We start from the raw sequence: 11734 nt of genomic DNA on the forward strand, positions 1-11734 counted from the left end.
CTGGCAGACCGCCTGCTGGCCGCGATGCATGCGGCCATTGCCGCCGGGGGCGAAGCCGGGCCGGTGCATTCCGCCGCGCTGGTGGTGGTGGGCGAGCTGACCTGGCCGATCATCAACCTGCGGGTGGATTGGGCCGACGAGCAGCCGATCGCCGAGCTGCAAAAGCTCTGGGACGCCTACCGTCCACAGGTGCAGGACTACATCGACCGCGCCCTCGCCCCGGACCGCTCCCCTGGCTACGGCGTGGCCGGAGACGACCGATGAGCACCAGCCGGGAACTGCTGCAGGCGCTGGTGGGGTTTGATACCACCAGCCGCGAATCCAACCTGAAGCTGATCGAGTTCGTGCGCGATTACCTGGCAGGGTTCGGCGTGCCTTGCGAGTTGATCTACAACGATGAGCGCAGCAAGGCCAATCTGTTCGCCACCCTCGGCCCGGCGAATGTGCCCGGGATTGTGCTGTCGGGGCACACCGATGTGGTGCCGGTGGATGGCCAGCCGTGGACGTTGCCGCCGTTTGAGTTGACCGAACGCGACGGCAAGCTGTTTGGCCGGGGCACGGCGGACATGAAGGGCTACATCGCCTGTGTACTGGCGCTGGTGCCGGCCTTGGCAAGCGCAGACTTGCGCATGCCGGTGCACATCGCCCTGTCCTACGACGAGGAAGTCGGCTGCCTTGGGGTGCGTTCGTTGCTCAAGGTGCTGGAACAATGGCCGGTGAAACCACTGCTGTGCATTATCGGCGAGCCCACCGAGTTGAAGCCGGTGCTGGGCCATAAAGGCAAGCTCGCCATGCGCTGTGAAGTGCATGGCGAGGCCTGCCATTCGGCGTATGCGCCCCAGGGCGTGAATGCGATCGAGTATGCGGCCGAGTTGATTGGTGAGCTGGGGCGAATCGGCCAGCGCCTCAAGGTGCATCAGGACGAGCGCTTTGACCCGCCGTTCAGCACCGTGCAAACCGGGGTGATCTCCGGGGGCAAGGCGTTGAATATCGTGCCTGCCGATTGCCGTTTTGACTTTGAAGTGCGCGCCCTGCCCTCGATGGACCCGGGTGAAGTGGCCGAGGAGCTGCAAGCCTATGCGATGCAGCAGGTGTTGCCGCGGATGCAGGCGGTGAGCCGGCAGAGTGCGATTCGCTTCAGTGAGTTGTCGGCGTACCCGGGGCTGGCCACCGACCAGCGCAGCCAGGCGGCGGAGCTGATTGCGGCGTTTTGCGGCTCGCGGGAATTTGGCACCGTGGCGTTCGGGACCGAGGGTGGGTTGTTTGATGCGGCGGGCATTCCGACGGTGGTGTGCGGGCCTGGGAGCATGGACCAGGGGCATAAGCCGGATGAGTTTGTGAGTGTTGCGCAACTGAAGGCTTGCGATGCCATGTTGTTGCGCATGCTCGACTCGATTCGCGCCTGAAACGCGGGCCAAATGTGGGAGCGGGCTTGCTCGCGAATGCGGTGCGACAGTCACCCGATGTATTGACTGATCCACCGCTTTCGCGAGCAAGCCCGCTCCCACATTTTTAGTTCTGTGTCTAACCTAACAACCGCGCCAGCTCTTCCCGGCAATACTCCACAAACAACTGCACCGGCTTGGTCAACGGCGCCCGCCGCAACCACACCGCCGACAACCCCGACCCCGTCACCGTCTCCGCCAACGGCACGCACACCAGCTTCTGCCCGTCATAGGAATACGGCGAAAACGGCTTGGTCACCAGGATCGAAAACCCGAACCCGCGCCCCACCATCCCCCGCACCATCTCGATCGACGGCGAACTGAAGACAATATTCGGCGTCAGCCCACGCTCTTCAAAGATGCTCACGAAGTACGTCCGGCTCGGCAGCACATCCAGCAAAATCATCGGTTCCAGCACCAAGTCCGCCAACGACACCTTGGCCTGCTGCGCAAACCGGTGATCCGCCGGCAGCAACGCATAGGGTTGCTGCGGCGGCATCAGCGGCGTGGTCTCAATGGCGCTGCCCAGGTCATGCTCAAACAGCATCGCCACATCGATACTGCCGGCCGTCAGCGCCTGCACCAGTTCCTGTTGTTCGCCATCGCGCAGACGGATTTCCACCCCCGGCCAACGCTCCCGGAAACCGGCAATCAAGCGCGGCAAATACAGCGGTGCCACGGTTTCGAAGCAACCGATATCGATCTGCCCCGCCACCACGTCATTGTCTGCCAGGGCGTTCTGCTCAAATTCGTGGGCCACCCGCAGCAGCTCCAGAGCCTTGCGATAGAACCGCGCACCGCTCGGCGTCAGTGACACCCCTTGGGCGTGATGGCGGATAAACAGCTGCACACCGAAGCTGTCTTCCAACTGCTTGATGGCCGTCGACACCGACGGTTGCGCGATATAGAGCTTGCGCGAGGCCTCTGCCACGCTGCCGCACTCGGCCGTGGTTACAAAATATCTGAGCTGGCGCAGGTTATAGGCAGCCATCGGGACCTCCATAAACGTGGGATTTCGCCCCAAACAAGTGCGTGAAAATCGGCTTTTTCACACTGATTCAAGTGCATGCAACATACCGGAGCAAAAAACCCCGCGAGATATTATTTTTAAGGTCTATAGCAACAAACTTACTAATTTACCTCCCTGTGACCATTGCACATGATCACTCCAACAACAAAAGCGACGCACACGCGCCGCCCAGCGAAGTACGTCAACGTACTCACCTTGCCTTGGAGCTCGTCATGGTTACCACTGCAACATCCTCCGCCCCGCTTATCGAAAAACACACGATTGGATACGTGCCCCCGGAAGATCGCCACGGAAAGGTAAGAGACCTGTTCACCCTGTGGTTCGGCGGCAACATCGCGCCGTTGCCCATCGTCACCGGCGCGCTGGCCGTGCAACTGTTCGGCCTTAACCTGGTGTGGGGCATCATCGCCATCCTCGTCGGCCACCTCGTCGGCGGCGTGCTGATGGCGCTGCACTCGGCCCAGGGCCCGCAAATGGGCATCCCGCAAATGATCCAGAGCCGCGCCCAGTTCGGCTCCCTTGGCGCACTGCTGGTGGTGGTGATCGCCGGCGTGATGTACATCGGCTTCTTCGCCTCCAACATCGTACTGGCGGGCAAATCCCTGCACGGCGTCGTCGACGCGATCCCGGTACCGGTAGGCATCGTCATCGGCGCCATCGGCTCGGGGATCATCGGCATCATCGGCTACCGCTTCATCCACGTCCTCAACCGCATCGGCACCTGGGTGCTGGGCGCGGGCATCGTGCTGGGGTTCGGCTACATCTTCACCCATGTGCAGACGGCCGACTTCCTGACACGCGGTAACTTCAACATCTCCGGCTGGCTGGCCACCGTGTCATTGGCGGCGCTGTGGCAGATCGCGTTTGCGCCGTATGTGTCTGACTACTCCCGCTACCTGCCGGCGGATGTGCCGGTGGCGTCGACCTTCTGGACCACCTATCTGGGCACCGTGCTCGGTTCCAGCCTGTCGTTCATCTTTGGTGCGGTTGCGGTACTGGCTACGCCGGTGGGCATGGACACCATGGACGCGGTCAAACTGGCGACCGGCTCCATTGGCTCGCTGATGCTGTTGCTGTTCCTGCTTAGTGTGATCAGCCACAACGCGCTTAACCTGTACGGTGCGGTGCTGTCATTGATCACCCTGGTACAGACCTTTGCCTACCGCTGGATCCCCACCGCCAAGGCGCGTGCAGTGATCTCGGTGCTGGTGCTGGCGGCGTGCTCGATTGCGGCGGTGTTTGCGTCGAAGGATTTTATCGGGCACTTCGTGGACATGGTGCTGGTGCTGCTGGTGGTACTGGTGCCGTGGACGGCGATCAACCTGATCGACTTCTATGCGATCCATAAGGGCAAGTACGACATCGGTTCGATCTTTCGCGTGGATGGAGGGATCTACGGGCGGTACAACCCTCAGGCGCTGGTGGCCTATGCGGTGGGGATTGTGGTGCAGATTCCGTTTATGAATACGCCGCTGTATGTCGGGCCGATTTCGGCGCATATCAACGGGGCGGATTTGTCCTGGTTGGTGGGGTTGGTGGTGACGTCGCCGTTGTATTTCTGGTTGGCGAGTCGGGACAGTGCGTATAAGCGGCGGTTGGAGGGGGGGAAGTTGGTGGGTGGGGTTTAATAGAGCCTGGCTCAGTTACCAGAAAACCCGCATTTGCGGGTTTTCCAGTTATCCGGCTTGGCGAATATTGATGGTGCCAGGAAGGCCGCCATCGCGGCCTCGCTAAAGCTCGACGGCTCCCATAGGGGGTCGGTGGTGTGAGTGGGTTTTGTGTTCGGCGGTGCTGTCGGGGTGTTCTTTCTTTATCATGGGGGCTGTCGTTCAATTTCTCCGGTAACCCAATGCACGCCCTCACCTTCCGTAACGCCAACCCCGCAGACGCCAACCGTTGCTACGAGATCGAAATCTCGGCCTACGAAGGCGATGAAGCCGCGACCCTGGAAAAGATCGCCACGCGCATTGCGCTGTACCCGCAAGGCTTTCTGATCCTGGAGGCGGATGGTGTTGTGGTCGGTTTCATCAACTGCGGTTGCGCCGATGAAGTGGTGATGTCGGATGAGGCCTTCAAGGAGTTGGTCGGGCATTCAGCCGATGCGCCGAATGTGGTGATCATGTCGGTGGTGGTGGATCCCGCCCAGCAAGGCAAGGGCTACTCCACGCGCTTGATGACGGAGTTCGTGCAGCGCATGCAGGCGATGGGCAAGAAGACCATTCACCTGATGTGCAAGGACCGCCATGTGGAGCTGTATAAGCGCATGGGCTATCGCTATGTGCAGCCGTCGGCGTCGGACCATGGCGGGATGGCGTGGCATGAGATGGTGATGGATCTATGAAGCCGCATCTGATTGAGGTCGGCGACCAGCCAGACGCCAAAGCCGAGCAGCTCCTGGGCAGCGGCCTCGCCGCCTTCAACGAGCACGTCACCGGGTCCAATGACCGACGTCCGTTGACGGTGCTGATCAAGGATCCCGACACCGGTGAAACCCTCGGCGGCATCACCGGAAAAACCAGCCTCGGCATGGCCTTTCTCGACCTGTTTTATCTGCCCGAGGCCCTGCGTGGCTCAGGCCTGGGCACAACGCTGCTGAAAGCATTCGAAGACGAAGCCCGTCATCGTGGCTGCCGCTCGGCGATGCTGTACACCCTCAGTTTCCAGGCCCCGGAGTTTTACGAGAAGAATGGCTGGGTGCGGTTTGGTGAAATCCCGTGCGACCCGGAAGGCAGCAGCCGGGTGTTCCTGAACAAAATGCTCTGAGGAACTTACTTCACTCGATGTCGAACATACGCTCAATCAGCTTTATCGCCTGACGCCCATCCGCCGCATACAACCCAGCTAGCGCTTGTTGATCCGAAAGCCGGTGCAAGTCGAAGTGGTTGTAGAACGCTTGGCCGGTGCGCTGCGATTCAAAATGACTCGCCTCAAGAAGGCGCAGGAACTCCAGATAAGCCAACTTCTCCAGTGCGAGGCGCTCAGCCATCACCCTGTCCTTCCAACGGAAAAATGACTTCCTGAGTATCCAGGTTCTTGATCGTCGAGTACGTGCGGTACTCCACGCTGTAGGCACCCGGGTAGCCCTTGGTGCTGGCGGTCATGCGGAAGGTCACGACATACCGCTGGCCCCCGGCAAACACCACATCATCGGCGCCTTTGTTGCAGAAGGCGCCGCCGGTGCCCAAGGCGTTCATCGACACGTTGCACCAGCGCAATGAATGCTTGCCCGGAGCCAACTTGAGCGCCTGTTCACCGGACACATCAAGGATTGAACGTCGACCGGCGCCCGGGAGCGCAACGCCGTCTACTTCCGTGGCCAACACCAAGCGGTGAAACGGCACGCCCAGTTCACGTACCCGGAACGTTTCGAAGTACACCAGCGCTGCATTCGGGTGGTTGTCGGAGAGGTCGACCGGTTGCATTTTTTCCGGGGCCCAATCGCCTTGGTAGTTCTTGTAGTGGTAGTCGGAACAGGCGCCGAGCAGCGGGAATACACAGGCAACGGCGAGCTTTAACACTTTCATCGGATAAACGGTCCTTGTGAGCGATGACATCATATCGACATTATTTCGATTTTCTTAAGTGCAATTGCTCACGCGTTAAGACTGAAGTCTTTTACCAAACAGCCGATTTTCATGGGTTTCATTCTGGAACGTATACGTAGGCGCCCCCAGTAGCTCATAACCACGACGCGGGTAAAAACCCAGCGCCCGCTCGTTGCCGACCCACACCGTCGCCCACAACAAAGAAGCGCCACCCTGCCCTGCGCGCTGTTCAGCCGCTTGCAGCAAACGGTAGCCGAGTCCGAGCCCGGTAAACCGTTCCTGGATGTAGAGCCGCTGCAACTCCGCCGCCTTCGGGGTTGAGATCAGCGCATGGCCGGTGTCCATCGCAACCTGGGCAAACCCCACCAGATGCCCATTGGCTTCAGCGACGATGATGGCCGTGCCCGGCTGGGCGATCAGAGCGGAAATCGTCTGGGGCGAAAACGCTTGCAGCGCCTCGGCGGCGATTGAGTCGCGAATGCCTTCGGTGGCGTAAGTATCGAGAAAAACCTGCATGCCCAGCACACCAACGCATAACGCGTCTTCAGGCCGTGCATCGCGGATAAGCATGTCGGGAAGCATTCGAGGGGTACTCTCAAAATCAGCAAAGGCAACGTTTTAACACAACTGCACATCTCTTCAATTGCCAGCCTGAATTTGCCCCAGTAGGGTTGTCGCTTCCCCCGCCAACAGGAGCCAGCAATGACCTGGTTTTCAGACCCCGACGCTGTTGCCCGCTACGCCGAAGGCCCGGTGAGGCTGGTACCGGGTTTCGAGTCCCTGCAGCGCATGACCACCCTGTTGCTGCGCGAAAGCGTCCCAGCCACCGGCAAGGTATTGGTACTCGGTGCAGGCGGCGGCCTGGAGTTGAAGAAGTTTGCCGACAGCCAGCCCGAGTGGCAGTTTGTGGGGGTGGACCCGTCTGCCGAGATGCTGAAGCTGGCCGAGGCCACCTTGGGTCCGCTGATGGCCCGGGTGCAGTTGCATGAAGGCTATATCGATACCGCGCCCGAGGGGCCGTTCGATGCCGCCACGTCCTTGCTGACCTTGCATTTCATCCCGACCGAAGAGCGTCTGCAAACTCTGAAAGAGCTGTGGCGGCGCTTGTCGCCGGGCGCGCCTTTGATTGCGGCGCATCACAGCTTCCCCCAATCCTCGCCAGAGGAAAAAGCGCGCTGGCTGAAGCGTTATGCGGCCTATGCGGTGGATTCCGGCGTACCGGCTGAAGATGCGCAGCGGGCGATTACCGCCATCAGCAGCCACTTGCCGGTGCTGTCACCCAACGACGATGAAGCGCTGCTACGGGAGGCAGGCTTCGAAGGTGTGGAACTGTTCTACGCGGGCTTCAGCTTCAAGGGCTGGATTGCCTACAAGCCCGCCTAGCTTCCGGGGGAGGCTTACCAACTCCCCGACGCCCCACCCCCACCACTGGAACCACCACCACCCGATGAGCTGCTGCTGGAACTGGAACTCGAACCGGAGGAGCTGGAGCCCCCACCCGACCCCGACCCCGACCCGCCGCTGATACCGTGGGCAAAGATGAACAGCGCCGCGAACGAAGCGAAGGGAAACGCCAGCAGCCATCCCGTGGCGCCCTTGTCAATCAATGCCCCCACGATCCCGTACACCACCAGCACCGCCACCAGCCGCGCGATAAAGCCACCCTGGCTCTCTTTCCACATGCTCTTCATCACCAGGAACAGGCCGAGATACAGGCCCAGGACCAGCAACCCTGCGAATGGATAAGCCAGCCAGTGAATAAGGGATATCTCGCGCACGAAGTTATCGGTCAGCAGCACGCCGGCGATGTAGCCCAACAGCACCAGCACGGTGTAAAACGCCGCCCTCGCCTGCCACAACGCGCCGAAAGTAGCGCCACCGATCAGCATGCACAGGGGCAGCAACAGCAAATAGACCGGCCAGTCCTTGCCGCCCGCAACCGCGACCAGCACCACGGTGACAACGACCACCGCCATCAGGGCCCGGCGCCAAGGGAGTTTTTCGGCGCCCATCAATACCCCGACCACCCCGCCAAACATAAATGCCAGGAGTACCGCATACGCTTCAGGCGGAAAACCGGCCTTGGCCACCTCGGGCAAATTGCCCCCCTCCACCAACAGCGTCAGGTCGTCCACCGCTTGCTGCACGCCGCCTGCGTAATCGCCTTGGCGAAACGCCGGGGTGATGTGTTCCTCGATGATGCGGTGGGCCAGCAGGTCGGTGACCACGCCCTCCAGGCCGTAACCGACTTCGATCCGAACCTTGCGATCGTCTTTCGCCACCAGCAGCAGGATGCCGTCGTTGACGTCCTTGCGCCCCAGTTTCCAGGCACGGAACAGTTGGTTGGCGAAGTCCTCGATGCCAACGCCCTGGGTGCTCGGCAGCAGCATCACCGCCACCTGTGCGCCCTTGCGTTGTTCCAGACTGGCGAGTTGCGTGGTCATACGCGATTGAGTGGCAGCGTCGAGGGTTTGGGTCAGGTCGATCACGCGCTGGTCCAGCGCAACCGTGACCGGCGCCGGGGGAACGGTATCGGCCCACACCTGCGAGCCGGAAACGATCAGTAGCAAGCCCAAGACACATTGCCGTAGGAACACCATCATGTTTTGTTACCTGAAGTTTCATCCTGAATCGGCCGACTTTACCCTATCGACGCTATAAACAGGTGACCCGACGCCACCGACTATCTAGACTTACGCCACCCCCACACACGCCCTACACGAGAACGCCATGGACCTTCAGCAGCGCAACAACGTCAGGGTGTATGGCAGCGGTCCCTCGACCCTGGTTTTCTCCCATGGCTTCGGGTGTGATCAAACCATGTGGAATTATCTGTTTCCTCATTTCACCGGGCGTTTCCGTGTGGTGCTGTATGACCTGGTGGGGGCTGGCCAGTCCGACCTGGGCGCGTACGACAGCGAAAAATACAGCTCACTCGCCGGCTACGCCCATGACTTGGGCGAGATTGTTGATGAATACGCCGTGGGCCCGGTGGTGCTGGTGGGGCACTCCGTCAGCGCGATGATCGGCGCCCTGGCCGATCGCCAGGCGCCCGGAACAATCGCCGCCCATGTGATGATCGGTCCTTCGCCGTGCTATATCGATTCCGGTGACTACACGGGCGGGTTCACCCTCGACGATATCCATTCGTTGCTCGATACCCTCGACAGCAATTACCTCGGCTGGTCCAGCACCATGGCCCCGGTAATCATGGGCGCACCCGGGCAACCGGCCCTCGGCGAAGAACTGACCAACAGCTTCTGCCGCACCGAGCCCGACATCGCCAAGCGCTTCGCACGGGTGACGTTCCTGTCGGACAACCGCCAGGACATCGCCGGCCTGATGACCCCCACCCTGATTCTGCAATCCACCGACGACTTGATCGCACCGGTCTGCGTGGGTGAATACCTGCACGCGGCGTTGCCCGCCAGCACGTATTGCCTGGTCGATAACGTGGGGCATTGCCCGCACATGAGTGCACCTGGGGCCTGCTCAGCGGCCATGGACAGTTTCCTGTTGCCATGGGTAGGTGCCGATGCCAGTCGATAACCTGTCGTTGCCGGATCCTCAACGTTTGTTCGACGGCGCGCCCTGCGCCTTGGTGGTTACCCGGGAAGACGGCACCATCGTGCAGGCCAACCAGTGCTTCAGCGACTGGACCGGCTTCAGCATCGATGAGTTGAAAGAACGACGGTTCCAGGACTTGCTGACGATGGGCGGGCGGATCTTCCATCAGACGCACCTGGGGCCGCTGATGAAAATGCAGGGCTCCATCGCTGAAGTAAAACTCGACCTGCTGCACCGTGACCGGCGCACCGTCACGGTATTGCTCAACGGCGTCAGGTACGAACATGCCGGCATTGCCTATAACGAACTGGCCCTCTTCGGCACCACCGACCGCGACAAGTACGAGCGTGAACTGCTCAATGCCCGCAAACTGGCTGAAGCCTTGTTGCAGGAAAAGACCGCCACTGAAGTCGCGCTGCAGCAGGCCCAGGCCGAACTGAGCAGCGCCTATGAAATCGCCCAGCGCCGGGCGCTGTTTGCCGAGCAGATGGTCGCGATTGTCAGCCATGACCTGAAGAACCCGCTTACCGCAATCAAGATGGCCTCGGAGTTCCTCGCCCGTGGCGAGCGCAGCCCCAAGGAGCGCCAACTCCTGGGGCATATCGGCCTGTCCACCGAACGGGCGCAGCGGATGATCGCCGACTTGCTGGACTTCACTCAGGCCAGAGTCGGCCAGGGCATCAGCATCAATCCCGTAGCACTCGACCTGCACGCCGTCACCCGTGACAGTCTCGACGAGTTGCAAGTGGCGTTCCCCACGGCGACCCTAGAACATCACGCCACGGGCAGCGCCCGCACGTTCCTGGATGCCGACCGCATACAACAAATCATCGGCAACCTGGTGGCCAACAGCGTGGCGTACGGCGACCTGCAACAGCCGATTACCATCACCTCGCACCAGGACGCGCAAGAGAGCCGGCTCTCGGTGCATAACCAGGGGCCGGCGATTCCCGAAGCGTTGATGGCTGGCTTGTTTGAACCCATGACCCGAGGCACGGAGCAGGACAGTGAGGTGCGTAGCGTTGGCCTGGGGCTGTTTATCGTGCGGGAAATCGCCAAGGCTCATGGTGGAGGTGTTTCGGTGAGTTCAAGCCCGGACCAGGGCACCACCTTCAGTGTGTACTTTCCATTGCGCCACCCATGAGCGCGGCAGCCACCGTGCCGTGAACAACGGTTTGGACAGCCCCCGTCAGCACCACGCCGCCGCGCCCATCCCAATGCACCGTCACGGTACCGCCATCGCATTGCACGTCGACGGTGTCATCCAGCAGCCCACGACGAATCCCGTTGACCACCGCGCCACAACAGCACGAACCCGAGCCCTGCGGGATACCGCCGCCCCGTTCCCAGATGCGCAGGCGGATATGACCCCGGTCGAGTACCTGCACGAAATGCACATTGGTCTTGTTGGGGAACAACGGGTGGGTTTCCAGTGACGGGCCAACCGCCGCAATATCGACCGTCGCCAGGTCATCGACAAAGAACGTGCAATGCGGGTTGCCCATGCCGCACGCCGCCGGGTCGCCCTCCAGCGGCAAGCGTTCGGTGTCCATCGCCTGCGCCAGCGGAATTTCTTCCCAGCCCAATGAAGGCAGCCCCATGTCCACCGACACCCGCTGTCCCGATTCGCGCACGCACGTCAGCAGCCCCCGGTTGGTTCGCAGCACGAGGGTGGCAGTGCCGGCTTCGCGCATCAGCATGTCTGCAACCCCGCGGGTGGCGCTGCCGCAGGTGTCGAGCGGGGTGCCGTTGGGGTTCCAGAATGTGATGCGGGCAGCCGCGTCAGTGCAGTCGAGCACCACGGCCAATTGATTGAAGCCGATGCCGCGATGACGGTCACCCAGGCGGCGGGCGATTTCAGCGGTGATCGGGTCATCCTGGCCGCGCCGGTCGATCACGATGAAATCATCACCGTGGGCGTGCATCTTCACGAACTGCAAAGTCATGGGGCGTCCTGTTCTCGACCGGGCTTGGCGGGCTAGGATAGGGGGCTGGCGGGTATTTCATCAAATTCCCATCACGGGCATGGTAGCGTGGCTGCGCCCCGATCGGGTCAATCCATCCCTGAGGAACAGCATGCTCCAACGCCCTCTGCACACCGTGGCCCTCGCCGCGCTGCTCGCCGCGTTCGCCAACGCCGCCTTTGC

The 11734-nt window shown here is 61.3% G+C and carries 14 protein-coding genes; 8 read left to right on the forward strand and 6 right to left on the reverse strand.

The window, feature by feature from the left end; translation table 11 throughout:
* Together HX846_RS12595 and argE are read left to right on the forward strand one after the other, a co-directional pair.
* Positions 1-264 (forward strand): DUF1028 domain-containing protein (locus tag HX846_RS12595; protein ID WP_178965481.1); only part of this gene is annotated, 264 nt, incomplete at its 5' end.
* A complete protein-coding gene (gene argE, locus HX846_RS12600) occupies positions 261-1406 on the forward strand; it encodes an acetylornithine deacetylase (RefSeq protein ID WP_102606138.1) in 1146 nt (381 codons plus the stop codon). The genes HX846_RS12595 and argE, both read left to right, overlap by 4 nt.
* A gap of 118 nt (positions 1407-1524) precedes the next feature.
* Here the strand turns inward: argE and HX846_RS12605 are convergent, their stop codons facing one another.
* Entirely contained in the window at positions 1525-2436 is a 912-nt protein-coding gene (locus tag HX846_RS12605) for a LysR substrate-binding domain-containing protein (protein ID WP_003210159.1), read from the reverse strand.
* A 251-nt stretch (positions 2437-2687) separates the two neighbouring features.
* Between HX846_RS12605 and HX846_RS12610 the strand changes: the two genes are divergently transcribed.
* The 3 genes from HX846_RS12610 to HX846_RS12620 all read left to right on the forward strand — a co-directional run bounded on the left by HX846_RS12610 (position 2688) and on the right by HX846_RS12620 (position 5238).
* Complete coding sequence (locus tag HX846_RS12610) at positions 2688-4103, forward strand: cytosine permease (RefSeq protein ID WP_178965482.1); 1416 nt, start codon at positions 2688-2690, stop codon at positions 4101-4103.
* A 221-nt stretch (positions 4104-4324) separates the two neighbouring features.
* Positions 4325-4816: a GNAT family N-acetyltransferase gene (locus HX846_RS12615; protein WP_134326378.1), complete on the forward strand. Its 492-nt coding sequence runs from the start codon at positions 4325-4327 to the stop codon at positions 4814-4816.
* A complete protein-coding gene (locus tag HX846_RS12620; RefSeq protein ID WP_178965483.1) occupies positions 4813-5238 on the forward strand; it encodes an N-acetyltransferase in 426 nt (141 codons plus the stop codon). The genes HX846_RS12615 and HX846_RS12620 overlap by 4 nt, the downstream gene beginning before the upstream one ends.
* 10 nt (positions 5239-5248) lie before the next feature.
* On the opposite strand, the gene HX846_RS12625 is transcribed toward HX846_RS12620, so the two are convergent.
* From HX846_RS12625 to HX846_RS12635, 3 genes are all read right to left on the reverse strand, one after another.
* Complete coding sequence (locus HX846_RS12625) at positions 5249-5461, reverse strand: hypothetical protein (RefSeq protein ID WP_087692434.1); 213 nt, start codon at positions 5459-5461, stop codon at positions 5249-5251.
* Complete coding sequence (locus tag HX846_RS12630) at positions 5454-5999, reverse strand: hypothetical protein (RefSeq protein WP_017475120.1); 546 nt, start codon at positions 5997-5999, stop codon at positions 5454-5456. Before HX846_RS12630 ends, HX846_RS12625 begins: the two co-directional genes overlap by 8 nt.
* Before the next feature lie 75 nt (positions 6000-6074).
* A complete protein-coding gene (locus tag HX846_RS12635) occupies positions 6075-6590 on the reverse strand; it encodes a GNAT family N-acetyltransferase (protein WP_256739809.1) in 516 nt (171 codons plus the stop codon).
* 132 nt (positions 6591-6722) lie between these two features.
* Between HX846_RS12635 and HX846_RS12640 the strand changes: the two genes are divergently transcribed.
* Positions 6723-7403 (forward strand): class I SAM-dependent methyltransferase, encoded by a 681-nt coding sequence (locus HX846_RS12640; protein WP_178965485.1) that lies wholly within the window; start codon positions 6723-6725, stop codon positions 7401-7403.
* A gap of 14 nt (positions 7404-7417) precedes the next feature.
* Here HX846_RS12640 and HX846_RS12645 read toward each other — a convergent pair whose 3' ends face one another.
* A complete protein-coding gene (locus HX846_RS12645) occupies positions 7418-8623 on the reverse strand; it encodes a YgcG family protein (RefSeq protein WP_178965486.1) in 1206 nt (401 codons plus the stop codon).
* A gap of 127 nt (positions 8624-8750) precedes the next feature.
* Between HX846_RS12645 and HX846_RS12650 the strand changes: the two genes are divergently transcribed.
* Complete coding sequence (locus HX846_RS12650; RefSeq protein ID WP_003210178.1) at positions 8751-9569, forward strand: alpha/beta fold hydrolase; 819 nt, start codon at positions 8751-8753, stop codon at positions 9567-9569.
* Positions 9556-10731, forward strand: a complete 1176-nt coding sequence (locus tag HX846_RS12655) for a PAS domain-containing sensor histidine kinase (protein ID WP_178965487.1) — start codon at positions 9556-9558, stop codon at positions 10729-10731. The genes HX846_RS12650 and HX846_RS12655 overlap by 14 nt, the downstream gene beginning before the upstream one ends.
* Here HX846_RS12655 and dapF read toward each other — a convergent pair.
* Positions 10700-11533: a diaminopimelate epimerase gene (gene dapF, locus HX846_RS12660; protein WP_178965488.1), complete on the reverse strand. Its 834-nt coding sequence runs from the start codon at positions 11531-11533 to the stop codon at positions 10700-10702. The two genes, HX846_RS12655 and dapF, sit on opposite strands and share 32 nt — an antisense overlap.
* Positions 11534-11734: the final 201 nt, after the last annotated feature.

It is taken from the genome of Pseudomonas sp. K5002 (assembly GCF_013386655.1).
Lineage (GTDB): Bacteria > Pseudomonadota > Gammaproteobacteria > Pseudomonadales > Pseudomonadaceae > Aquipseudomonas.

Excerpts from the sequence above, each read along its gene's own strand:
- HX846_RS12625 (WP_087692434.1), bottom strand. The coding sequence starts at position 5,461 with ATGGCTGAGCGCCTCGCACTGGAGAAGTTGGCTTATCTGGAGTTCCTG.
- HX846_RS12635 (WP_256739809.1), bottom strand. The coding sequence starts at position 6,590 with ATGCTTATCCGCGATGCACGGCCTGAAGACGCGTTATGCGTTGGTGTG.
- HX846_RS12655 (WP_178965487.1), top strand. The coding sequence starts at position 9,556 with ATGCCAGTCGATAACCTGTCGTTGCCGGATCCTCAACGTTTGTTCGAC.
- HX846_RS12610 (WP_178965482.1), top strand. The coding sequence starts at position 2,688 with ATGGTTACCACTGCAACATCCTCCGCCCCGCTTATCGAAAAACACACG.
- HX846_RS12615 (WP_134326378.1), top strand. The coding sequence starts at position 4,325 with ATGCACGCCCTCACCTTCCGTAACGCCAACCCCGCAGACGCCAACCGT.
- HX846_RS12650 (WP_003210178.1), top strand. The coding sequence starts at position 8,751 with ATGGACCTTCAGCAGCGCAACAACGTCAGGGTGTATGGCAGCGGTCCC.
- HX846_RS12605 (WP_003210159.1), bottom strand. The coding sequence starts at position 2,436 with ATGGCTGCCTATAACCTGCGCCAGCTCAGATATTTTGTAACCACGGCC.
- HX846_RS12630 (WP_017475120.1), bottom strand. The coding sequence starts at position 5,999 with ATGAAAGTGTTAAAGCTCGCCGTTGCCTGTGTATTCCCGCTGCTCGGC.
- HX846_RS12620 (WP_178965483.1), top strand. The coding sequence starts at position 4,813 with ATGAAGCCGCATCTGATTGAGGTCGGCGACCAGCCAGACGCCAAAGCC.
- argE (WP_102606138.1), top strand. The coding sequence starts at position 261 with ATGAGCACCAGCCGGGAACTGCTGCAGGCGCTGGTGGGGTTTGATACC.
- HX846_RS12640 (WP_178965485.1), top strand. The coding sequence starts at position 6,723 with ATGACCTGGTTTTCAGACCCCGACGCTGTTGCCCGCTACGCCGAAGGC.
- dapF (WP_178965488.1), bottom strand. The coding sequence starts at position 11,533 with ATGACTTTGCAGTTCGTGAAGATGCACGCCCACGGTGATGATTTCATC.
- HX846_RS12645 (WP_178965486.1), bottom strand. The coding sequence starts at position 8,623 with ATGATGGTGTTCCTACGGCAATGTGTCTTGGGCTTGCTACTGATCGTT.